Source organism: Methylobacterium persicinum (assembly GCF_022179525.1).
Taxonomy (GTDB): Bacteria; Pseudomonadota; Alphaproteobacteria; order Rhizobiales; family Beijerinckiaceae; genus Methylobacterium; species Methylobacterium persicinum.
The window spans coordinates 181,082-202,501 of the sequence record NZ_BPQX01000037.1; the positions used below are offsets into that span (position 1 = coordinate 181,082).

The 21,420-nt window shown below is 67.4% G+C and carries 26 protein-coding genes; 11 read left to right on the forward strand and 15 right to left on the reverse strand.

Translation table 11 applies throughout. From position 1 onward, the window contains the following. The first annotated feature begins 16 nt into the window (after positions 1 to 16). Complete coding sequence (gene ribB, locus MFF22_RS16925) at positions 17 to 1,093, forward strand: 3,4-dihydroxy-2-butanone-4-phosphate synthase (RefSeq protein WP_238250145.1); 1,077 nt, start codon at positions 17 to 19, stop codon at positions 1,091 to 1,093. 15 nt (positions 1,094 to 1,108) lie between these two features. On the opposite strand, the gene MFF22_RS16930 is transcribed toward ribB, so the two are convergent. From MFF22_RS16930 to MFF22_RS16945, 4 genes are all read right to left on the reverse strand, one after another. Further along, on the reverse strand, positions 1,109 to 2,524 hold the full coding sequence (locus tag MFF22_RS16930) for a VWA domain-containing protein (RefSeq protein WP_238250146.1): 1,416 nt from the start codon (positions 2,522 to 2,524) through the stop codon (positions 1,109 to 1,111). 107 nt (positions 2,525 to 2,631) lie between these two features. Beyond that, complete coding sequence (locus MFF22_RS16935; protein WP_238250147.1) at positions 2,632 to 3,333, reverse strand: TadE/TadG family type IV pilus assembly protein; 702 nt, start codon at positions 3,331 to 3,333, stop codon at positions 2,632 to 2,634. Positions 3,334 to 3,335: 2 nt separating this feature from the next. Further along, on the reverse strand, positions 3,336 to 4,052 hold the full coding sequence (locus MFF22_RS16940; RefSeq protein WP_306424683.1) for a TadE family protein: 717 nt from the start codon (positions 4,050 to 4,052) through the stop codon (positions 3,336 to 3,338). A gap of 82 nt (positions 4,053 to 4,134) precedes the next feature. After that, positions 4,135 to 5,064, reverse strand: a complete 930-nt coding sequence (locus MFF22_RS16945; RefSeq protein WP_238250149.1) for a histone deacetylase family protein — start codon at positions 5,062 to 5,064, stop codon at positions 4,135 to 4,137. A gap of 418 nt (positions 5,065 to 5,482) precedes the next feature. On the opposite strand from MFF22_RS16945, the gene MFF22_RS16950 reads away from it, so the two are divergent. Together MFF22_RS16950 and MFF22_RS16955 are read left to right on the forward strand one after the other, a co-directional pair. Beyond that, a complete protein-coding gene (locus tag MFF22_RS16950; RefSeq protein ID WP_238250150.1) occupies positions 5,483 to 5,923 on the forward strand; it encodes a hypothetical protein in 441 nt (146 codons plus the stop codon). 100 nt (positions 5,924 to 6,023) lie between these two features. Further along, positions 6,024 to 8,027 carry an acetyl-CoA carboxylase biotin carboxylase subunit gene (locus MFF22_RS16955; RefSeq protein WP_238250151.1) on the forward strand — a complete coding sequence of 668 codons (2,004 nt, stop codon included), beginning with the start codon at positions 6,024 to 6,026 and terminating at the stop codon, positions 8,025 to 8,027. 27 nt (positions 8,028 to 8,054) lie between these two features. Here the strand turns inward: MFF22_RS16955 and MFF22_RS24705 are convergent, their stop codons facing one another. Further along, positions 8,055 to 8,177 carry a hypothetical protein gene (locus MFF22_RS24705; protein WP_283206187.1) on the reverse strand — a complete coding sequence of 41 codons (123 nt, stop codon included), beginning with the start codon at positions 8,175 to 8,177 and terminating at the stop codon, positions 8,055 to 8,057. Between the two features lie 239 nt (positions 8,178 to 8,416). On the opposite strand from MFF22_RS24705, the gene MFF22_RS16960 reads away from it, so the two are divergent. The 4 genes from MFF22_RS16960 to MFF22_RS16975 all read left to right on the forward strand — a co-directional run bounded on the left by MFF22_RS16960 (position 8,417) and on the right by MFF22_RS16975 (position 10,443). Continuing rightward, positions 8,417 to 8,848, forward strand: a complete 432-nt coding sequence (locus tag MFF22_RS16960; protein WP_238250152.1) for a gamma-glutamylcyclotransferase family protein — start codon at positions 8,417 to 8,419, stop codon at positions 8,846 to 8,848. Positions 8,849 to 9,028: 180 nt separating this feature from the next. Further along, entirely contained in the window at positions 9,029 to 9,313 is a 285-nt protein-coding gene (locus tag MFF22_RS16965) for an acylphosphatase (RefSeq protein WP_238250153.1), read from the forward strand. Between the two features lie 84 nt (positions 9,314 to 9,397). Further along, positions 9,398 to 10,144, forward strand: a complete 747-nt coding sequence (locus tag MFF22_RS16970; RefSeq protein WP_238250154.1) for a DUF599 domain-containing protein — start codon at positions 9,398 to 9,400, stop codon at positions 10,142 to 10,144. After that, positions 10,144 to 10,443 carry a DUF3253 domain-containing protein gene (locus MFF22_RS16975; RefSeq protein ID WP_238250155.1) on the forward strand — a complete coding sequence of 100 codons (300 nt, stop codon included), beginning with the start codon at positions 10,144 to 10,146 and terminating at the stop codon, positions 10,441 to 10,443. The genes MFF22_RS16970 and MFF22_RS16975 overlap by 1 nt, the downstream gene beginning before the upstream one ends. Here the strand turns inward: MFF22_RS16975 and MFF22_RS16980 are convergent. From MFF22_RS16980 to epmA, 5 genes are all read right to left on the reverse strand, one after another. After that, positions 10,380 to 11,207: a YdcF family protein gene (locus MFF22_RS16980; RefSeq protein WP_238250156.1), complete on the reverse strand. Its 828-nt coding sequence runs from the start codon at positions 11,205 to 11,207 to the stop codon at positions 10,380 to 10,382. The genes MFF22_RS16975 and MFF22_RS16980 overlap by 64 nt on opposite strands. 5 nt (positions 11,208 to 11,212) lie before the next feature. After that, entirely contained in the window at positions 11,213 to 11,869 is a 657-nt protein-coding gene (locus MFF22_RS16985; protein WP_238250157.1) for an RraA family protein, read from the reverse strand. Between the two features lie 131 nt (positions 11,870 to 12,000). Then, positions 12,001 to 12,612: a glutathione S-transferase family protein gene (locus MFF22_RS16990; protein WP_238250158.1), complete on the reverse strand. Its 612-nt coding sequence runs from the start codon at positions 12,610 to 12,612 to the stop codon at positions 12,001 to 12,003. Then, a complete protein-coding gene (locus MFF22_RS16995; RefSeq protein ID WP_238250159.1) occupies positions 12,612 to 13,664 on the reverse strand; it encodes a lysine-2,3-aminomutase-like protein in 1,053 nt (350 codons plus the stop codon). The genes MFF22_RS16990 and MFF22_RS16995 overlap by 1 nt, the downstream gene beginning before the upstream one ends. Further along, positions 13,661 to 14,689: an EF-P lysine aminoacylase EpmA gene (gene epmA, locus MFF22_RS17000; protein WP_238250315.1), complete on the reverse strand. Its 1,029-nt coding sequence runs from the start codon at positions 14,687 to 14,689 to the stop codon at positions 13,661 to 13,663. The genes MFF22_RS16995 and epmA overlap by 4 nt, the downstream gene beginning before the upstream one ends. Positions 14,690 to 14,850: 161 nt before the next feature. Here epmA and efp point away from each other — a divergent pair, with 161 nt between their 5' ends. After that, on the forward strand, positions 14,851 to 15,417 hold the full coding sequence (gene efp, locus MFF22_RS17005) for an elongation factor P (RefSeq protein WP_091716137.1): 567 nt from the start codon (positions 14,851 to 14,853) through the stop codon (positions 15,415 to 15,417). 7 nt (positions 15,418 to 15,424) lie between these two features. Here the strand turns inward: efp and MFF22_RS17010 are convergent, their stop codons facing one another. Beyond that, positions 15,425 to 16,420 carry a heparan-alpha-glucosaminide N-acetyltransferase gene (locus tag MFF22_RS17010; protein WP_238250160.1) on the reverse strand — a complete coding sequence of 332 codons (996 nt, stop codon included), beginning with the start codon at positions 16,418 to 16,420 and terminating at the stop codon, positions 15,425 to 15,427. 322 nt (positions 16,421 to 16,742) lie between these two features. Between MFF22_RS17010 and MFF22_RS17015 the strand changes: the two genes are divergently transcribed. From MFF22_RS17015 to MFF22_RS17025, 3 genes are all read left to right on the forward strand, one after another. After that, complete coding sequence (locus MFF22_RS17015; protein WP_238250161.1) at positions 16,743 to 17,336, forward strand: cold-shock protein; 594 nt, start codon at positions 16,743 to 16,745, stop codon at positions 17,334 to 17,336. A 114-nt stretch (positions 17,337 to 17,450) separates the two neighbouring features. Beyond that, positions 17,451 to 17,960, forward strand: coding sequence for a DUF192 domain-containing protein (locus tag MFF22_RS17020; RefSeq protein ID WP_370877508.1), 510 nt, complete (start codon positions 17,451 to 17,453; stop codon positions 17,958 to 17,960). A gap of 93 nt (positions 17,961 to 18,053) precedes the next feature. Further along, the gene (locus MFF22_RS17025; RefSeq protein WP_306424684.1) at positions 18,054 to 18,479 is read left to right on the forward strand and encodes a hypothetical protein; all 426 of its coding nucleotides are present in this window, start codon (positions 18,054 to 18,056) and stop codon (positions 18,477 to 18,479) included. A 100-nt stretch (positions 18,480 to 18,579) separates the two neighbouring features. Here MFF22_RS17025 and MFF22_RS17030 read toward each other — a convergent pair whose 3' ends face one another. Genes MFF22_RS17030 through MFF22_RS17045 form a run of 4 tightly spaced genes read right to left on the reverse strand, consistent with a single transcriptional unit; the run spans position 18,580 to position 20,909 of the window. Beyond that, entirely contained in the window at positions 18,580 to 19,482 is a 903-nt protein-coding gene (locus MFF22_RS17030) for a type II secretion system minor pseudopilin (RefSeq protein WP_238250162.1), read from the reverse strand. Then, complete coding sequence (locus MFF22_RS17035) at positions 19,479 to 20,075, reverse strand: general secretion pathway protein GspJ (RefSeq protein ID WP_238250163.1); 597 nt, start codon at positions 20,073 to 20,075, stop codon at positions 19,479 to 19,481. Before MFF22_RS17035 ends, MFF22_RS17030 begins: the two co-directional genes overlap by 4 nt. After that, positions 20,065 to 20,454 (reverse strand): prepilin-type N-terminal cleavage/methylation domain-containing protein, encoded by a 390-nt coding sequence (locus MFF22_RS17040; RefSeq protein ID WP_238250164.1) that lies wholly within the window; start codon positions 20,452 to 20,454, stop codon positions 20,065 to 20,067. Before MFF22_RS17040 ends, MFF22_RS17035 begins: the two co-directional genes overlap by 11 nt. Then, on the reverse strand, positions 20,451 to 20,909 hold the full coding sequence (locus tag MFF22_RS17045; protein WP_238250165.1) for a GspH/FimT family pseudopilin: 459 nt from the start codon (positions 20,907 to 20,909) through the stop codon (positions 20,451 to 20,453). Before MFF22_RS17045 ends, MFF22_RS17040 begins: the two co-directional genes overlap by 4 nt. Positions 20,910 to 21,420: the final 511 nt, after the last annotated feature.

Sequence of the window (21,420 nt, forward strand, 5' to 3'; positions counted from 1 at the left end):
GCCGAGAGACCGAACCGTGAGCCATTGCACCGTCACCGAAGTGATCGCCGCCTTCGCCAGGGGCGAGATCGTCGTCGTCACCGATGACGACGACCGGGAGAACGAGGGCGACCTCGTCGTCGCCGCCTCCCTCTGCACCCCGGAGAAGATGGCGTTCATCATCCGCAACACCTGCGGCATCGTCTGCGCGCCGCTGACGCAGGCAGAGGCGAGACGCCTGCGCCTCGATCCGATGGTCGCCTCCAACGATGCGCCCCTCGGCACCGCCTTCACCGTTACCGTCGATGTGAAGCACGGGCTCACCACCGGCATTTCGGCCGAGCAGCGGTGCAACACCGTCCGCGCCCTGGCCAACGGCAACATGGGCGCTGCCGATTTCGTGCGGCCCGGCCACGTCTTCCCCCTCATCGCCCGGGACGGTGGCGTGCTGATGCGCTCCGGCCATACGGAGGCGGCGGTCGATCTGTGCCGGCTCGCCGACCTGCCCCCTGTCGGCGTGATCTGCGAACTCGCCAACGACGACGGCACGGTGATGAAGGGGCCGCAGATCGAGGCCTTCGCCGAAACGCACGGCCTCAAGCGGATCTCGGTGGCCGACCTCATCGCCTATCGGCAGGCCCGGGACCGTTTGGTCGAGCGGGTCGGCCATTTCCCGGTGCAGTCCGCCCACGGGGCGATGACCGCCCATGCCTACTCGACGCCGTTCGAGGCCATCCAGCAATTCGCCTTCGTCATGGGCGAGGTCGGCGATGGGCGCGACGTGCTGGTGCGCCTGCACCGCTCGAACGTCGCCGCCGACGTCATCGGGGGCGGCCGTCAGATCGACGCGGTGCTGCGCCGCTTCGCCGAGAAGGGCCGGGGGGTCCTGGTCTACCTGCGCGACGGCACCGCCGGCGTGCCGCTGAAGAGCGTGAACGAGGAGGGGGCGGAGGCCGTCCGCGCCCGGCAATGGCGGGAGATCGGCCTGGGGGCGCAGATCCTGCGCGACCTCGGGGTTGTGTCGATCCGCAACCTCGCCACCTCGTCGCGGTCCTATGTCGGCCTGTCGGGCTTCGGCATCGAACTGCTCGGCGACGAGCCGCTGGAAGGCTGACCCGCCGGGCGCGGATCAGTTGGTGATCCGCGCCTGGGCGCCGGCCGCGGCGAACATCTGTTGGACTGCGTTATTGATTTCGGTCGGCGAGTTCGCGGAATAGGCGTTGCTCGACCCTGATGCGCAGGACGCGAGGTTCGAACTGATTGAGCTCAGCAAATAGTTTTGAATGAAGTCGAAGACCGACTTTAATGCGGCACCTTTCGGATCGCTGGTCTGTAGAGAGGTTGGCGGCACGAGATAGGTCGTATTAAGTGTCATCAACGTGTAGCCCTTCGACTTGATGGCATCGCAGGCTGATGGAAGAAACGATTCGACGGTGATAGGTTGTGCAAATCCGGAGAAGACTTTGCAATTTGGAGTTATGCAAGGCGAGTAGGCCGTAAAGTACTGATCATAGCCATCCGTCCAGCCGCCATTGTAAGCAACCTTGATGTCCGAGTCTTGCACGCCATCCGTGATTAGCATCACGAAGCCCTGAGCTGTTCCCTGGGTGAGGCCGTTTCCGTCCGTCTTCAAGTTGTTGCTGAGGCTTTTAAGGCTGTTTGTCGTATTTGTGCCGCCGTCATTGGCATAATTTCCAATGTCCAATGCTTGTACGGCAGTGATGGCGTCGGAAATGGTGGGCGTGAGTGAGACCAGAGTTTTGAATTGAGAGCTCATCGTATAGATGGCGACTTGGAATCGGTTCGAATTGGTGGCATTGGCGATTTGGTTCAGGGCCGTGACGACGGCGTTTTTCGCCACATCGATGCGTAGGGTGGCGCCGGCATTGCGGACTGTCGTCGTCGTTCCAGAGTAGTGACAGGCGACCGCGCATCCCCCTGTCGCGTTGAAGACGATCTGCTGGTCCTTGAGAGTCGCGCCGATACCCATGGAGGATGAGGTATCGATCACGATGTGAATGTTCGTGAAGGCCGGGATCGTCAAAGTCGAGCTGGCCGTCCCGGCGAAATTCATGGTCTTCGTGCCAAGGATCTTCATGAAGATGGTCGGCATGGTGAAGGAATAAGACACCGTCGCGGTGAAAGTCCGGCCATCGCCAGCGGGAGAGATGCCGATTGTCGGTGCCGGTACGGTAGCGGGGAGCGATCCCGTGTTGGCCTTGAACTGCGCCAGCGCCTGTGTCTTCCCGACGGTGATCGCGTCGTTGGTGGGGTCGCTGGTCCCGGTGTAGTTCACGATATAGGTCTGCGCGCTGGTGATCGCAGCCACCACCGCCGCGTCGGCGGCATGGTCGAGCTTCGATTTCGCTGCGAGTTCCAGCCCGTAATCGGTGGCGAAACCCACGAAGCCGATGAGGGGGATCGCCGAGAACGCGAACATCGTGGTCAGGCTTCCGGACTGATCGCTGCCGGAGCGGCGCAAGAGCGCTGGAAGGCGGCGGAACAGTGTCCCGAAGGTTCTCAGCGCGTCTGATGCTGCCGTCATTCCATCCCTACCGTGCGCGGGTGCGCTTCGCCCACCGGGTCGCGTCCTGCTGCGATGGAACGATTCGAGCCATCGGCATCTCCTGGATAGTCACTGAAGGTGAATCATCAGTACCCCGAGCAGGCTTTTCCAAAGGCATCGTCGCCGCTCGCGACTTTGTATTTGAGGCTGCTGACGTATCGGGGGTTGATGTACGACGATCTCTTCATCACGGACTTGCTGAGGAGACCGGTAAATACGGAGGGCGACCACGTATACGTGATGTCGGCGACGACTACGTAGAGAGGGGGGTTGCTGCCGCCCTGCGGACTGGTGACAGGGGTGAACAGACTCTGCGGCAGGGTCGTCGCGCTCGGCGCGGCGGTGTCGGCCACGGAGGTCGGGTTGGTGCCGCACACGCGCTGGGATGCCGCGCCCGTCCAGTTGACGTAGGCCTTGTACTGACAATTGCTCGTGCAGCCGTTGACCGTTGGAGCAAAGCTGATACCGGCCATCGAGATGGTAATGTCGTTCGTCCAGCTGATGTTCTTACCGGCGGAATCGCTCAGGACCTTGGGAAAGGTCAACATCGCCGAGTCGTAGGCGTAGTGAAGATCCGTGTAATACAGGTTCGTGTCCGAGCCGGCCGCGAGGATTTCAGCGATCGAATTGGCGGTATCGGTGAGCTGCCGTGATTGCCGGATGAAGCTCGAGAACTCGAAGATGCCGGCCGAAAGGGCCAGGAGCACCGGGAAGAGCAGACTGAACTCGACGATGGCAACGCCCTGGCGGTCGCCCCTGAGGCGGGCGAAGAACGAGCGAAAGGCCATTCTCAGCATCCCGCGTAGGTGGTGGCGCCGCTATAGGGCTCCGCCTTGAACGTCGCCGTGGACATCAGCGCGTTGATTTGCTTCCCCTGGTACGTCGTCGTCGATCGGCCCGAGAACAGAACGGTGAAGTAACTAGCCGGATAGAGGATCTGCACAACGACGTATTGCCCGCCGGAGCCGGGGCAGAACGAGTTCGTCGTCGCATCGAGCTGCGGCAGCAGCAAGGCGCTTTGCTTGGCGTTGACGTATGAATAGTAGCCGGTCGTGGTGGTGGTCGCGGGAACGACCGTGATATTCACGAACACATTGTTGCAGTTGAAGTTTGCCGGCAGTTTCGGGCAGACGACGGTGGTTCGGAAGGTGCTGGCGCTCATCCCCGCGGTGGAGACCGCTCCCGTCATCACCGCCCGGGCACTCCCGCGGGCCGCCGAGTCGAGCGCCGACATCATGAAGAAGGTGTAGCCGACCTCGAACACGCCGAGCAGCGTCAGCATGAACGGCAGCACGAGGAGCCCGAACTCGACAGCCGTCGCTCCGGTCTTGTCGCGGCGCAGGCGGCGAAGAAGCTGCAGCGGTCGCCGACTGGGTGTGCGCGGTGCTCGCGGGGTCGTGGGCCGACCCCCTTCGTTCCGCGTCTCCTCCGCAAAGCTTTCCAACGATTTGCCCGTAACTTGCCTGCGATGGCCAGTGTTCGGACAAACCCCTAACGAATTGTGCAATTGCCGAGAAAAAGCTCAGTGAGTGTTTTCAGCTCTGCTTCTGTAGCGGCGCCGATGCTTCAATGCGCCGCAGTGGTCGTCATCATCCGCCCATGAGCGCGTGGACATGGGCGGCCACCGACTTGGACAGGCCCTCCAGACTATAGCCGCCCTCGAGCACCGAGACGACGCGTCCGCCCGCCCGGCGTCCGGCGATCTCCATGATCCGCCGAGTCGCCCATCCGTAGTCCTCGGCCTCGAGCCGCAGGTTGGCGAGGGGGTCGAGGCGGTGCCCATCGAAGCCTGCAGAGATGACGATGAGATCGGGCTGGAAGGCTTCGAGACGGGGCAGGATCGCCGTTTCGAACGCGTCGCGAAAGATCTCCCCGTCGTCGTTGGCGCGCAGGGGCACGTTGACGATCGTGTTCTTCTCACCCCGTTCGGAGGCCGCGCCGGTCCCGGGATAGAGCGGCATCTGGTGAGTCGAGCAGTAGAGGACGTTGCCGTCGTCCCAGAAGATATCCTGGCTGCCGTTGCCGTGATGCACGTCCCAGTCGACAAGAGCCACCCGTTCCGCACCGTGGGCGGCCTGGGCGTGCCGGGCGGCGATGGCCGCATGGTTGAAAAGGCAGAACCCCATAGCCTGGGTTCGTTCGGCATGATGGCCCGGGGGGCGCATGGCCACGAAGGCATTGGTGCATTCCCCGCCCATCACCGCATCGACGGCATGGTTCGCACCCCCCATGGCCCGGAGCGTCGCCTCTAGGCTGCCGGAGGACAGGATCGTATCGGAGTCGATGGCGACCATGCCGTGCTCCGGCACGGCGGCGATCAGCGCCTCCACGTAGTCCGCCGGGTGGACGAGGGTCGCCGCGGAGGGATCCGCCCTTGGCGCCTGAACCCGCACGAGGGCGGCGAACCGCTCGTCCTCCAGGGCGCGCTCGATCGCCCGCATCCGTGCCGGACGCTCCGGGTGTCCTTCAGGGACCTCGTGGTCGAAGCTCGCGGGATGGCTCACGTACAGGGTGGTCACGCGGACATCCTCCCGAAACCCCTCCCGCCGCACGACTGCAGCGGAAGCCGGCAATGTGACACGGGCGGAACGCGCGGACCATGAGTCGGTGCCGCCGGAGGCTGATGATCCCGGATTTTCAGTCCCCCGCGCGTGCAATCATGGATCGTACGGGTTGCCGATGAAGGGTCTGCGCGATGCCTTTCCCGCCCTTGTCGCGAGGTGGCGCTCCGGTTGCAGGCGCTCCCGTTCGCAGCCGCGGTCATTTTCCGCTAACGAAACCCCGCAACGTTCGAATAACGCTCTCTCGTTGGCAGGTGTTTACCTGAAGAGGCGTTCAGATTTGCACGTTAACCTCCGGAAGATCAGCCGCCTCGTACTGTCGGATACACGGAACGACAGAGCCGACCTGAACGAAAGGTCGCGGAGGCAGGCAACAATGATCCAGATCTCGGTTGAACAGTTCTGCAACCATGCGGTCTCGGCCGGCGCGATCGCGCCGGAGGACCTCGTTGCCCTGAAGCGCGAAGTCATCCCGGACGGCATCACCTGCCGTGAAGAGGCCGACCTGCTGATCGCCCTCGAGCGGGCGGTGCCGGCGTCCGAAGGCTTCGCGGACTTCCTCGTGGCGATGGTCGTCGACTACGTGGTGTGGGGGGAGCGGTCCACGGGCTATGTCGACCGCGAGACCGCAGGGTGGCTCGCCGCCTCGCTCAGCGGCCGCGCGGGCCCGAGCCCGGTCGGCGCGCGCATCGCCCAGGAGATCGTGCGCGAGGCGCAGGGGTCCGCCGAGGCGCTGACCGCCTTCGCCCTCGAAGCCAACCGCTGGATTCGCGAACCTTCCGGCCGGTCGCGCCCGCACTTCGCCCTCGCCGCCTGAGGGGCTGTCCGGCACAGCTTCCGTCCGCGGCGCAACTGCTCTATCGGAACAAATAAGCCGGTCTGCAATCCGGCGATCCCGATCCAGGGCGGCCCGAGAGATGTTCGACAAGATTCTGATCGCCAACCGCGGCGAGATCGCTTGCAGAGTGATCAAGACCGCGCGGCGAATGGGCATCAAGACGGTGGCGGTCTATTCCGATGCCGACCGGGATGCCGTGCACGTCGCCATGGCCGACGAAGCCGTGCATATCGGGCCGGCCGCCGCCTCCCAGTCCTATCTGGTGATCGAGAAGATCGTCGAAGCCTGCAAGGCCACCGGGGCGCAGGCCGTGCATCCGGGCTATGGCTTCCTCTCCGAGCGGGAGGCCTTCCCGAAGGCCCTCGAAGCGGCCGGCATCGTATTCATCGGCCCGAACCCCGGCGCCATCGCCGCCATGGGTGACAAGATCGAATCGAAGAAGGCCGCCGCGGCCGCCAAGGTGTCCACCGTGCCGGGCTACCTCGGGGTGATCGAAAACCCCGAACACGCGGTCAAGATCGCCGACGAGATCGGCTACCCCGTGATGATCAAGGCCTCCGCGGGTGGCGGCGGCAAGGGCATGCGCATCGCCCATTCGGCCGACGAGGTCGCCGAAGGCTTCGCCCGCGCCAAGTCCGAGGCCTCGTCCTCCTTCGGCGACGACCGGGTGTTCGTCGAGAAGTTCATCACCGATCCGCGCCACATCGAGATCCAGGTGATCGGCGACAAGCACGGCAACGTCATCTACCTCGGCGAGCGCGAGTGCTCGATCCAGCGCCGCAATCAGAAGGTGATCGAAGAGGCGCCGTCGCCGCTCCTCGACGAGGAGACCCGCCGCAAGATGGGCGAGCAGGCCGTCGCCCTGGCCAAGGCCGTGAACTACGACTCCGCCGGCACGGTGGAGTTCGTCGCGGGTCAGGACAAGTCGTTCTACTTCCTGGAGATGAACACGCGTCTGCAGGTCGAGCATCCGGTCACCGAGATGATCACCGGCCTCGACCTCGTGGAGCTGATGATCCGCGTCGCCGCCGGGGAGGCGCTGCCGCTCACCCAAGGCCAAGTGAAGCTCGACGGCTGGGCGGTGGAGAGCCGCGTCTACGCCGAAGACCCGACCCGCAACTTCCTGCCCTCGATCGGCCGGCTCACGACCTACTGCCCCCCCGAGGAGGGCCGGCAGGGCGAGGCCATCGTGCGCAACGATACGGGCGTGGAGGAGGGCGGCGAGATCGCCATCCACTACGATCCGATGATCGCCAAGCTCGTGACCTGGGCGCCGACGCGCCTCGAGGCCATCCATGCCCAGGCCCAGGCGCTCGATGCCTTCGCCATCGACGGCATCCGCCACAACATCCCGTTCCTGTCGGCGCTGATGGCCCATCCCCGCTGGCAGGAGGGCCGCCTGTCCACCGGCTTCATCGCGGAGGAGTTTCCCAGCGGGTTCGTCGCCCCCGAGCCCGAGGGCGACGTCGCGGTCCGGATGATGGCGGCCGCGGCGGCGATCGACCATAAGCTGAACCAGCGCAAGCGCGGCATCAGCGGCCAGATGCGGGCGCCCGGCCTGTTCGCGTTCGAGAACGAGCGCGTGGTGTCCCTGGCTGGTCAATCCTACGCGGTGACGGTGGAATCGGACGGCGAAGGCGTCGTCGTGACCCGTGACGACGGGGCCGCCCTGCATGTGGCCAGCGACTGGCGGCCGGGCCAGCCGGTCTGGATCGGCACCATCGACGGGCACCGGGCTGCCATCCAGGTCCGCGGCCTGCTGAACGGGGTCTTCCTGCAGCATGCCGGCGCGGCGGCCGAGGCGCGGGTCTTCACCCGCCGGGAGGCCGAGCTGGCCGCCCTCATGCCGGTGAAGGAGCAGGCGGGCTCCGGCAAGCAGGTGCTCTGCCCGATGCCGGGCCTCGTGAAGCAGATCCTCGTGGCTGAGGGCCAGGAGGTGAAGAACGGCGAGCCCATCGCCGTGGTCGAGGCCATGAAGATGGAGAACGTGCTCCGCGCCGAGCGGGACGCCACGGTCGGCAAGATCCACGCGAAGGAGGGCGACAGCCTTGCCGTCGATGCGGTAATTCTCGAATTTGCTTGAGCCTCTCCCGCGCTTGACTGCGGTGCATCACGACCAGACGAAGCTGCTGGCGACGGCGCTGAACAGCATCACCGTCGCCCTCATCGTCATCGGTTTCATGATGCCGGTGACGGCCTTCAGCTTCGGCGTCGCGACCGCGCCTCCAATCAAGCCGGCGACGCCGTTGTTCGTCTTGCTCTGCCTCTACGCGGGAGCCATCATACGGCTGGCGACGAGGCAGGTTCTTGGGAGCCTGAGACCATGCGTTCGGGTGAGATCTACGTCGCCTTCGTGATCCCGGCCGCCGGTGTGTTCCTGGCCTATGCCGCCATGCGCGCCAACGACTGGGCGTTGGCACGGGCTCGCCCGCGCAGCGAGTAATCGACCGCCGAAGCCAGGGGGCAGGGGGAATGCCCCTCTATTTCGCCTACGGCGCCAACATGGACGCCGATGCCATGGCCCTGCGCTGCCCCGTCTCGCGCCTGATCGGCCGGGGGTACCTGCCGCACCACCGTTTCCTGATCATGCGCGAGGGCTACGCCTCCGTGATGCGCGACCGGGCGCGGACCGTGCACGGCGTCTTGTGGGAACTCGCCCTCGACGACATCCCCGCCCTCGACCGCTACGAGGGCGTGGCCGGCGGCCTTTACGCGAAGGCGACCCTGCCCGTGCATACGGGCGCGGGCGTGCGCCGGGCGCTGATCTATCTCGGCCGGACCACGGCGCCGGGGCGCCCCCGGCCCGGCTATCTGGAAGCGGTCCTCGCCGCGGCGGAGGCCGTCGATCTGCCGGCTCCCTACATCCGCGAGATCGCCGGCTGGCGCCGAGGGCCGCCCCCGTGACGCTGATCGTTACCCCTCGTCATCGCGAGCGCAGCGAAGCGACCCAGGGGGTCAGGACAGCTCAGGATGAGGCGCTTCCCTGGATTGCTTCGCTGCGCTCGCAAAGACGGTGGTGATGTCGGTTGCCCCCGGCTCGCAATGATGAGGTGGGCATGACAGCCACTCAATGAGGAGAACGGAATGAGTGACACACGCACGGTCTCCGCGATCATCCGCGGGCGTGTCCAGGGCGTGTCTTACCGGGCCTGGACCAAGGAGACCGCCGACGGGCTGGGCTTGTCGGGCAACGTCCGCAACCGGTCCGATGGCAGCGTCGCGGCTGTGTTCAGCGGGCCGGTCGAGGCGGTCGAACGGATGCTGGTCCTATGCCGCCGGGGGCCGAGCCTCGCCCGTGTGGATGAAGTGGCCGTCACGGAGGTTGCCGAAGCGCCGGCATCGGTGGGCTTCGCCGTGCAGCGGGGCTGATCCCGGACGGACACGGGTTCTGCCCCTGCCACGGGACTGGTATGCCCAGAGCCAACCCTCAAGAGCGCCACCCAACCGGAGATTATGACCGACCTGTCCGCTGCCGCGCCCGGCTTCTCGACCCTGGACCTCGCGGCCTTGCTCTACTTCCTCGCCGCCTGGACGACTTACGGCGTGTCCGTCCGCTATCTCCGCGGGTCCAGGATTTCGCTCAGCCGCATCATGGATCGTCATAGGGAGAACTGGGCGCGGCAGGTGATCGTGCGCGACAACCGCGTCGTGGATACGCAGATCAACGCGTCGCTCCAGAACGGTACCGCCTTCTTCGCGTCGACTTCGCTGATCGCCCTCGGCTCCGTTCTCACCCTGTCGCGGTCGGGCGACGACGTCATCAACCTGTTTGCCACCTTGCCCTTCGGCACCGTCGCCAACCGGCTGACCTGGGAGGTAAAGGTCGCAGGCCTCGCCTGCGTGTTCACCTATGCCTTCTTCAAGTTTGCTTGGGCCTACCGGCTCTTCAATTACAGCGCGATATTGCTCGGAGCCGTTCCCCCGAAGGGGTCGAGCATCCCTGACGGGGAGATGGTGCGGACTGTGTCCCGCATCGCGAAGATGAATGTCAGCGCCGGCAGCCACTTCGCCAGGGGGCAGCGGGCCTTCTTCTTCGCCCTTGCCTATCTCGGCTGGTTCGTGAGCCCGATCATTCTGTTCGGCTCGACCACCTTCGTCGTTGCCGTGATGTGGCACCGGCAATTTGCTTCGCGCATCCGGCGGGAACTGCTTCTCATCGGCGAATGCGATCACGAGGGCCCGTTGGGCGGGAGGTTCTGATGGAGTTCGATCCGCAGGCCATTGAGGAGACGATGCTCCGCCTCACCACCGAGCGCGGGGCGGGCAAGACGATCTGCCCCTCGGAGGTTGCCCGAGCCCTCGGTGGCCCGCATCCGGATGGCTGGGGGCCGCTGATGCAGCCCGTTCGCCGGGTGGCCGTGCGCCTCGCCCATGAAGGGCGCATCGCGATCCTGCGGAAGGGGCGCCCGGTCGATCCGGACGACTTCCGGGGCATCTACCGGTTGGCGCTTCCCGAGGGCGACGGTGAGGCCGGACCCGGTAGCCAATCTGGGATGTAGCCCGCGAGCCGATAGGCCACGAGGCCGATCCATTCTTTCATGGCCAGATCGAACTGCAGCAGCCCGTCCGAGCTGAAGCCGTGGAAGTGGAGCAGGTCGCCCCACCCCTTGGTGCGGTAATCGAACGGGAACGCCTCGACGGTGAAGCCGGCCTGCCGGAAGCATCCGATGGCGCGGGGCATGTGCCAGGCGGAGGTGAGCAGCAGCCAGCGCTCGCCCGGCTTGGGATGGACGAGGGCCGCCGAGAAGGTCGCGTTCTCGTGCGTGTTGCGCGAGCGGTTCTCCAGGATCACCCGGCTGCGGGGGAGGCCGATCGTGTCCGCCTGGCGGCTGACGATGTCGGCTTCGGAAATCCCCCCGCCGATGAAGCCGCTGCCGCCGGAGAACACGAGGCGCGACCGCGGGTAACGCCGGGCGAGGTCGGCGAAGTAGATCGGCCGCTCGCCGGCATCGTTCACGACGACCTGATCCCGCGCCTCCGACAATCCGGCTTCGATCCCGCCCCCGAGCATGATGATGCCCGTCGGCGCCGGACCGTCGAGCGGATATTGCGGGAAGCGCTGTTCTAGGGGCAGCAGCACGATCTCCGACAGGGGGAACATGCCCGCGAGGAGGAGACCCACCGTTCCGACGACGGCCAGCGCCGTGCCCGTGCGGCGCAGGCGCGTCACGGCAAGGAGGATGACCCCCGCGAGACTCAGAAAGATCAGGAGGTTCGACGGGGTGATCAGAAAGAAGACCACCTTCGAGACAACGAAGAACACGCCCGTCAGGCCGTGCCGGTTTCGGCTTCGAACCGTGCGAGGGCGGCGGAATCCGGCGGCAGGAGGCCGTAGAGGCTCGTTCCCTTCTCGGCCTCGCGCTGCAACCAAAGGTCAAGGCGCTGCTGTTCGACTGCTTCCAGGGCGATCTGCTCCGCGAGGTTCGGGGGGACCACGACGATGCCGTCCGGCCCGCAGACCACGATGTCGCCGGGATGCACGGCGGCGCCACCGCAGGCGACCGGCTGCCAGCTTCCGGCCAGGGTCAGGCCCCCCGCCGCCGAGCCGGGGGAAGACCAGACCGGAAGGCCCACGGTTTCGCCGAAGGAGGCGTCCGTCACGAGGGCCACTGCGCCGCGGCTCGAGAGGCGGCCGGCGAGGATGGCACCGAAGGGGAGGGGCCTGCCAGTCCCAGCGGCATCGATGACGACGACTGCCCCTTCCGGGACGGATTCGATGGCGGTGGACAGATCCCCGATCCCCTCGCCCCGGGCCGGCACCATGCGGAGGGTATGGGCCGGGCCGACGACGGTGGTCCCGCTGCTGCTGCGCCCGGTGAGATTCGCCGGTGCGAAATCGCGCAGGCCCGCCCGTTCGAGGGCCCGCCCGATGCTGGCCGTCGTGACGGCGCTCAAGGCATCGCGCAGGGTGGGGTCGATGGCCATCGGAGGCTCCGGCTCGGTCTTTGAGAGGGGGGGATGACGCGGGCTTGGCGGCAACGCAAGGTCGGCGTGTGGAAAGGCGCGGCGGGAGCCCCCCGGTTCCCTTCGCCGCCGAGGGCGGATGACGGTGATCGTCAGCCCACCGGAGCACCCATCACCCGGGCGGCCCCCGGCCGGGCCGCGATGCGCTCGTACCAGCGGCGCAGGTTCGGGCGCTCGGAGCGGTCGGCCGGCAGGTTCAGCCAGCGATGCGCCGCGCAGCCGAGGGCGATGTCGGCGATGGAGAAGTCGTCGCCCACGGCATAGTCGCGGCCGGCCAGGTGCGCGTCGAGGATGCCCGCATGGATCTCCGAGGCGGCCAGGGACTTCGCGACGAGGGCCATGTCCGGCTCGGCCATGCGGAACAACTGCCAGAAGGCGTCCCTCATCGCGGGGGTGAAGCTCGTCGCCTGCCAGTCCACCCATTGCTCCACATGGGCGCGTTCGCGAAGATCGGCGGGGAGCGCTAGGGCGGGACTGAGGGAGGCGACGTAGCGCATGATCGCGTTGGACTCCCAGAGGACGAAGCCGTCCTCCTCCAGGGTCGGCACCAGCCCGTTGGGATTCATGGCGCGGTAGCTCGGTTCGCGCACCACGCCGTGGGCGCCCCCGGCTTCGATCCGCTCGAAGTCGAAACCTCCTTCGTCGAGGGCCCAGACGGCCTTCTGCACGTTGACCGAGGTCAAACGGCCCCACAGCCTCCGCATCACGGATTCTCCTCAGGTGGATAGGGATGGGTGTGCCCGGACGGGTCGGTGACCCGGATGCAGCCGTCCGCCTCGGCAACGTAGTTCGGCCCTACCGGCACCTTGCCGTGGCCGCCGGGGATGTCGAGGACGTAGGTCGGCTGCGCAAGGCCGGACAGGCGTCCGCGCAGGTCCCGCATCAGCGCCTGCCCTTCGGTAAGACCCGTGCGCAGGTGGCCCGTGCCTGGTGCGAGGTCGCCGTGGTGCAGGTAATAGGGCTTGATCCGGTTCTCCACGAAGCAGCGCATCAGCCCTTCGAGGGTGGCGACATCATCGTTGACGCCCCGGAGCAACACCGACTGACTCACGATGGGAATGCCGGCATCGACCAGCCGGGCGCAGGCCGTCCGGGCCGCCTGCGTGAATTCCCGCGAGTGGTTCGCGTGGAGTGCCACGAAGACCGCCCCTCCGAACTGTCGCAGCGCCTCCACGAGGGGCGTTCCCACGAGGTCCGGCTGCACCACGGGCACCCGGGTATGGATGCGCAGCACCTTCACGTGGGGGATATCCCCAAGGCGCCGGGCGATGCGCTCGATCCGGCGGGGCGACAGGGCGAAGGGATCGCCCCCCGTCAGCACCACCTCCCAGATCGCCGGATCCGCCGCGATGTAGGCGAAGGCTGCCTCGAATTGGGCCTCGGTGAGGGTGCCGAGTCCCTCCGGCCCCACGCTTTCCCGCCGGAAGCAGAAGCGGCAATAGACGGGGCAGACGTGCAGGGGCTTCAGGAGAACCCGGTCGGGGTAACGGTGGATGAGCCCCGGGAGCTTCTCATGGGCGCCGTCGCCGATCGGATCCGCCCGCTCCTCCGGTACGGTCGTCAGTTCCTCGGCCCGCGGCACGAATTGCAGGGCGATCGGGTCGGCGGGGTCTGCCGCATCGATCAGCTCGGCCATGTCCGGGGTGATCGAGAGGGCGTAGCGGGCGAGGACGGGCCGCAAAGCTTCCATCCCCTCGGGGGAGACGAGGCCCGCTTCCGCCAGTTGCTCGGCGCGGCGCAGCGTGCCGCCGCTCATGGGGCCGTCTCCGCCACGGGCGTCCACAGCACGTCGTCGATCCGCCCCGCCCCACAGGCCAGCATGACGAGACGGTCGAAACCGAGCGCGATGCCGGACGCCTCCGGCATGTGCGCGAGGGCTGCCAGGAAATCGTCGTCGATGGGATAGCGCTCGCCGTAGACGCGGGCCTTCTCGTCCATCTCTGCCTCGAAGCGCCGGCGCTGTTCAGCCGGATCGGTGAGTTCTCCGAAGGCATTGGCGAGCTCGACGCCGCAGGCATAGAGCTCGAACCGCTCGGCCACCCGCGGATCGTGCGGCGCGGGCCGGGCGAGGGCGGCCTCGCTCACCGGGTATTCGCAAAGGATCGTCGGCCGGTCCATCCCGAGATGCGGCTCGATCCGCGCGACCAGGACCCGCGAGAACAGGTCGGCGAAGGTGTCGTCCTCCGCCACCCTGAGCCCCGCTGCTGCGACGTGCGCGCTGAGGCGCTCCCGGTCGGTGCCGCCGTCCCCGTCGATGCAGGCCAGGAGGTCGATGCCGGCATGCCGGGCGAAGGCCTCGGCCAGGGTCAGCCGCTCCGGTTCGGCGAAGGGATCGGCCAGCCGGCCCCGCCACGAGAGGCGTTTCGTGCCAGCCGTCTCGGCGGCCAGGGCAATCAGTTCGGCGGCATCGCGCATCAGCGCGTCGTAGGGCTCGCCTGCCCGGTACCATTCTAGCATCGTGAACTCGGGGTGGTGCAGGGGGCCACGCTCCCTGTTCCGGAAGACCCGCGACAGGCTGAACAGCCGCGCCTCGCCCGCCGCCAGGAGCTTCTTGCAGGCGAATTCCGGCGAGGTATGGAGGAACAGCGGCGTGCGCGCGCCACTGCCGCCGACCGCCTCCGTCGCGAAAGCGGACAGATGCGCCTCGTTCCCCGGCGAGACCTGCAGGCAGGCGGCCTCGACCTCCACGAAGTCGCGGGCGGAGAACCACGCGCGGAAGGCCGCGACGATGCGGTTGCGCAGCATCAGTCGCGGCCGCCGGTCGGCATGGCGGGTGGGCATCCACCACGGGGAGGGGACTTCACCCACGACCCTTGCCCTCCGGGCGAACTCGCGCGGCGCGGCTGGCAACCGGGCCGGAGATGAGATAGGTGCGGAGTACCGCTCGCGGAACTGCGCCCTGCGCGTGCCGCCAAAACCTCGTCAATGCAGGACCATTTCCCGTGAAGGTGATCGCCTCGACGCTCCGCAAGGGCAACGTCGTCGAAAAGGACGGCAAGCTCTATGTCATCCTGTTCGCGGAGAACATCCACCCTGGCAAGGGCACGCCGGTCACGCAGCTCGACATGCGTCGGATCACCGACGGCGTGAAGGTCTCCGAGCGCTACCGCACCACCGAGCAGGTCGAGCGCGCCTTCGTGGAGGACCGCGAGCACACCTTCCTCTACAGCGACGGGGAGGGGTTCCACTTCATGAACCCCGAGAACTACGAGCAGATCGCCGTGCCGGAGGACGTGGTGGGCGATGCCGCGCCGTACCTTCAGGAAGGTATGGCGGTGATGCTGTCGGTCCATAACGGCGTGCCCCTGACCATCGAGCTTCCCCAGCGCGTCACCCTGGAGGTCGCCGAGACCGAGCCGGTGCTGAAGGGCCAGACTGCCTCCTCCTCCTACAAGCCCGCGACGCTTTCCAACGGCGTTCGCACCACCGTGCCGCCGCACATCGCCGCCGGCACCCGGGTCGTCGTGATGACGGCCGACGGGGCCTATGTCGAGCGCGCCAAGGACTGACCGTCCCTCATCGCGCGCCGCCCTCCGCGGCGGTGTAGCAACCCTGGGACAGGGCCTGGGCGCGGGCGCGCTCGGGCACCGAGTAGGGACGTCCGTCGTCGCGGAACAGATCCTCGCGGACCAAGGCCTCGCTCGTACAGCGGGCCGCGACCCGGCAAGGCCCGGTGTCGCCGCCGCCGCGGGTGCACATGGCGAAGTAATCCGCCCGGAACGCCTTGAGACCCGCCTTCGGGTTCGGCCCGATGAGGGCGGCCAAGGCGAAGGCGAGACCGAACAGCACCGGTTGGTGGATGAGGTAGACCGCGAGGCTGTGCCGGCCGGCGAAGGCGGCGGCGCGGGCCGGGCGGCTGTGCGGTTCCCAGGCGCCGAGGCGCGAACGGGACAGGGCGGGCAGGGCGAGCCGCCCCAGGACGATCCCCGCCAGCACGAGGCCGAACCACGGGAACAGCGGCACGTAGTCGTTCGTGTGGGGCGTGATCCGCCCGAGCCCGAGGAACCACAGGAGCGGCGAATCCAGCCAGTTGGCCTCAATGAAGGCGGGCGCGGCGAGCACGGCCGCGGCGGCCGCTAGGGTCAGGGGCCAGGGCAGGAAGAGGAACGGCAGGCCGATCACGCTCGCCACGGTGATGCAGTGCAGGACGCCGAAGAACACATAGGCATCGGGAAACACGATGCGGGTGGCGATGGTCACCAGCAGCGCCCCACCCGCGACCCGCAGGAGGCGCCGCAGCGTCGGCCTTGGACGGATGCCCCGGCCGTTCATGAGCACGAGGCCGATCCCCACCAGCACGAGGAAGGATCCCGCGATGCCCTGGGCCGCATGCCGGCCGAGGGGCGTCGCAGCGTAGTTGTCGGGTGTGAGGCGGAGATTGCCGAGGTCCCAGAGGCCGTGGAAACAGGCCATGGCCAGGAGCGCGACGGCGCGGGCGACATCGATGACCGGCAGGCGCCGTCCCGGGCTTTTGGACGAAGAACCGGGGCCGGAGGGGGGTGGCGTGATCATGCCGAGCTCAAACCACGGGCGGTGTCGCGGCACCACAGATTTTGCGCTCTCGCGATCGTGATTGTGGTCTTGGTGAAGTGGGACGCGGATCTGCTGCGTGTTTTTGTTTTAGGGCGACCGTTCCGGTCGGTTAGCTTGCGATTGCCGGAAAAGGCCCAGCTTGTCCATTGCGGCTTGACGGCACTGTTGCGGCGGCGCCGCCTTGCTCAAGATTGCACCGCAACGGACGTCGTTGCCAGCCAAATGGGCTTCCAGCGATTCAGGACTTCGTTAATCTTACGGCCAGAACGCGCGCCGCGATTCAGTGTAGGTAGTTTCGGCCATGTCTGACGAACGCGGATCCGGGCCGGAGATCCCCCCACTCGCCCAGGGGCAGGCCGTCGAGCAGGTCGAGGAGCCCCTGAACCTCGTAGAGGTCGCGGGCCGGATCAAATGGTTCGACGTCGCCAAGGGGTTCGGCTTCATCGTTCCAGACGACGGATCGCCCGACGTCCTGCTCCACGTCACGTGCCTGCGCCGGGATGGCTTCCAGGCCGCCAGCGAGGGGGCGCGGATTGTCGTCGAGGCGGTTCAGAAGCCGCGGGGCTGGCAGGCGTTCCGGGTGATCTCCCTCGACCAGACGGTGGCCCTCCACCCGTCCGAACTGCCGATGCCGCGCACCCACGTAACGGTGACACCCACAAGCGGCCTGGAAACGGCTGTGGTGAAGTGGTTCAACCGGTTGCGCGGCTTCGGATTTCTCACCCGGGGAGACGGGACGCCCGACATCTTCGTACACATGGAGACCCTGCGCCGCTACGGGATCGCTGAGTTGAAACCCGGCGAGGCGGTGCTGGTGCGCTACGGGGACGGTTCGAAGGGCGTGATGGCCGCCGAGGTGCGTCTGATCGATGGCGGCCTTCCCGCCTCCCATTGAGCGCTGGTCCGTCCTCATCACGAATCGGTGTGAGGTCCTGCGTCGCGCGGGCGGCAGGGACGCGCTATGAGGGTCCGATCCGGCCGCCACGGCCCGCCCAGTGAGGCTTGCCCCTTGAAGAGCGTTTCCACAGCTGCCCGCTTCGCCACCCATCTGATCCTGGCCGGGGCCTGCCTCTGTCCGGCCATCGCGTTACGGGTCGACCCGGCCGCCGCGCAGGCGGTCGCGAAGGCGCCTCAGGTTCCGACGGAGCCGCTGACCATCACCACCGCGGGCGGCCCCCGCCGCTTCTCCGTCGAGGTGATGCGCGACGACGCCGGGCGCAGCCGCGGCCTGATGTTCCGCCGGCACATGGCGGCCGACCACGGCATGCTGTTCGATTTCGAGCAGGACCAGCCGGTCACCATGTGGATGAAGAACACCTATCTTCCCCTCGACATGGTCTTCATCCAGGCGGACGGCCGGGTGTCCCACGTCGCCGCCGATGCGGAGCCCCTGTCGACCGCGATCATCCCGTCGAACGGTCCCGTTCTCGCCGTCCTGGAACTGAACGCCGGAACCGCCGCCCGCCTCGGCATCAAGCCGGGTGACCGCGTCGAACATGCGATGTTCGCCAAGCGCTGATCGCCATCCGTTTGGAAGGATGCCGGGGCCGGAGAGACCGCGAACATCTTAGGAACAGGCGCTTGACGTGCCCGGTAAACCGGTCCAGTGTTCGTGGAACGTTCCATTAACAACTGGGGCTTCCCGATGGGTGACGCGGTCTCCGTCGAACTCTTTCGCAATGCTGAGTGGTCCGTCCAAGAGGACGGACTGGAGCATCGCGGCACCGGGTACTTTATTGCCCGAGGCAGCGTCGCCGCCCGGCGGGCCGAGCGTCTCTGGGATTGGCCCCTCCAGATGGCCGAGAAGGCATGGTGCCGCCCGAGCCTGTTCCGTGAAGCCTTCCTCGCGGCCTGTGACCGGTTCGGCATCGAGCGAGACCCGGACTTGACGCGTTCCTTCGCCCTGGGCTTCGGCATCCGGGCTGTCGAGGAGCGCGGGGCCGAGGGGTTCGTGAAGCTCGCCGAGGTCCTGCGTCCGCGGGAAGCGCCCGTCGCCGTTCCGGCGCGCCGCACTGCGCGGAGCTACGCGGCGATTTGATTGCCAGCGACCCACATCCGACAGGATTGGGATGTCTCAGGTGGCGGCTCAGATCTGCGTACGACGTTGTCGGTCTCCGTCACGCCGATCCCAATGAGGATCAGGGCATGCCAAGCACCGTGACAAGGGTTTGGCATGCCGGATGAAGCACCCCGTTCGGCGACAAGTCGGTGGCGTAACGCCAGGACAGCAGACCGGTCCCGGTATGGGGCGTGTTGATCGCGAGGATGGCATTTCGGCCAGCCCGCGCTCCCCGTGGACCGAAGGCTGTGGCGGTGATCGCGTAGGCTTGGTGCGGCGACGGAGTCGTCCGCCGGTTGAGGTCGTGGGACAGGACATTTCCGGCGAACACGTTTCCGGGCGTCACCGAGGCGTCGATGCCGCCATTGGGATTGTGGACGGTCACGAAGGGACGCAGGCGGCCTGCGATGGCCTCCGTCATCGATGGGAGGGTCTCGATCTCGTCGACCGTGTCGAACGGGGCGTTGCGGGGGCCGAAGGGGATGCCCCGGGCGCGATATTGTGGGGCCTCGGCACCGTTTGGCTCGGGCTCGTTGTTCTCGTCGCGGGCATCTACGATTTCGGCTGCGAGGGTCGCCGCCTCGTGGTCCGGCACGCCCAGGATACGGAATGCGTCCGCCATGAAGGGACGTGGCGAGGAATTGAGGTCGATGAGACCGGCCTGATCCTGCACGGCCAGCGCGATGGCGCCTCCCCCGGGGAGGGGGCAGGTGATCGGGGTGCCATCTTCCGGCAGGCCGAGGCCCTCCATTCGCTTGTCATACTGGCCCACGAGGGACAGTGCCACGAAGCGGGCCGTGCCGTCTGCGATGCCTTGAAGACGCAGGTTCGTCGCCCTCTCGGCGGTGGTGGTGCTGCGGGTCTGAAGGGCTTTGACCGCCGCCGCCCCGGCTGCGGCGACCACGAGCAGGATCGCTACGACCGCCGGCAGGATGAACCCATCCTCGCCACCCGCCCGGCCAAGCCGCGGATCGCCTTTCACGCGCCGTTCCCCACGGCCAGGACCAGGGGTGGCCAGCGCCGACCATCGGCCGGGGGGAACGTCACCGTAACTTCGATCAGGGCGGGCGGACGGTCCCGCCGCGTCCAGACGGATGCCCAGCGGGGCAGGGAATCGGCCCCCTGCGCCCCGAAGTAACGCAGTTGCAGGCCGGCGATCCGGTCGAGCAGAGACTCAGGCGCCGTGGGCATCACGGCAGGGCCGCTTATCTCGATGAGGTCGAGCCCCTCCGCCGTCGGCATCGCCCGGAGATCGAGGCGCATCTCGGATCCCCGGGCGGCGTCCCGGTCGGGCTGGACGGTCACGACGAGCCGGTCGGAGAGGCCGAGGAACGGCGCGTGGCTCCCATCGGAGCGACGGACGGCGCCGTCGGAGAGTGCCCGCCGGAGGTGCGCACGGACGAGTTGCACCTCTTCCTGGGCGTCGAGGCGGCGGGCAGACCGGTTGATCACTGTCGTCGCCTGGAGCGTCTGAAGCATCAGGAGGGCCACCAGCGCGCACAGCGCCAGCAACACCAGCATCTCCACCAACGTGAAGCCGGCCTCCGCGGCATCGGATGGGATCTCATTTGCCACTGAGCCCTCCGGCGATGAGCGTGGCGTAGACAAGGCTGCCGTCGGGGCCGCCGAGGGTGAGGCGCGTTCGGAAGAGCGGCGGCATGTTCTGCCAGCCGATCTGCGAGCCGGCCTCGACGACGCTTAGGGTCCAGGGACGGCCATCGCTGAAGCGGCCCTGTTCGGTGCCAGCGCGGAGGGTTCCCGCGGCCGCGCGCAGCATCACGATCCCCTCGGCCTCGTCGAGATGGATGCCGGCCGCCTCGATCCGGCGGCTGCCCGACAGCATGTCCCCGGTGAGCCGGATCACCATCACGCAGACGAGCGACACGATGGCGAAGGCCACGAGGACCTCGACTAGGGTAAAACCGTCTTCCCCGCTTCTCCCGCTCCGGGTCACGGCATGGCCTCCCCGCGGCGGACGGCTCCGGTGACTCGGCTCACCGTCAGAACCCGTTCTCCCGCTGTCCCGACGAGGACGATCCGCCCTCCCGTGGCGCCGCCGCCGGGCAGAAAGCGGATCTCTCCAGGGGCCGAGCGGCTCTCCGGCGGGGTCTCCACGCTGGCTGCCAGAGGTGTCAGATTCATCGGCCGAGCAGTCCGGCGCGAGGACAGGAACCGGCCGTTCTCCGGATCGAAGACGAGGCTGGTGCGATGTCCAGTTCGGACAGCCTCGGCCCGGAGCAGGGAAAGTTCGTGGGCGAGGGCCTCGGCGGCAGCGTCGAGCCGCTGCCTGGGGATCAGGGTGCGCAGGGCCGGTCCGCCGAACCCTGCAGCGAGGGCGAGGACCACCAGAACGACCAGCATCTCCACAAGGGAGAGGCCCGCCGCCGGATGGTCTGCGGCGTCCGTCACGACACCCATCGGATTGGTGCGGGCGCCCCGTCGGTCCGGGCAGATCCCCGAACGGGGATACGGAGCGCGAAAGGACGCGAGAACATGGCTGGCCTTGCCTGACCGGCGGCGTCGTATCCGTTGGGATGCAGACCGGATTCGCCGATGCGCCGTCTGGTCGCAATCGGCCAAGGCAAACTAGTTCAGGTTGGTAAACGTCCCGCTAACGACCCGCGGATGGGCCATTCTCCGCTCGGGGGCTCAAGGGGCGGCAGACGAGCCAGTTTGCCGGCGGGTGCCGCCGTCGCCCTCGCTGGAGTCTTAAGACCTGAGGTCGAAGCCCGGGGGACCTGTCCCTCGGCGGCACCCGCGGATGTGTCACCTTGCGGGTGACCCAGCCATTCGCCTCGAACTCAAACTGGTCCATGCCACGCGGCCATTGCGGCTCAGCCGGCCGCCGGCCGCCGGCACAGGCTCATGCACTCGCGCCGTGTCGACGACGCCGGAGGCTTCGCCGTCGCAGCCGCGCCCG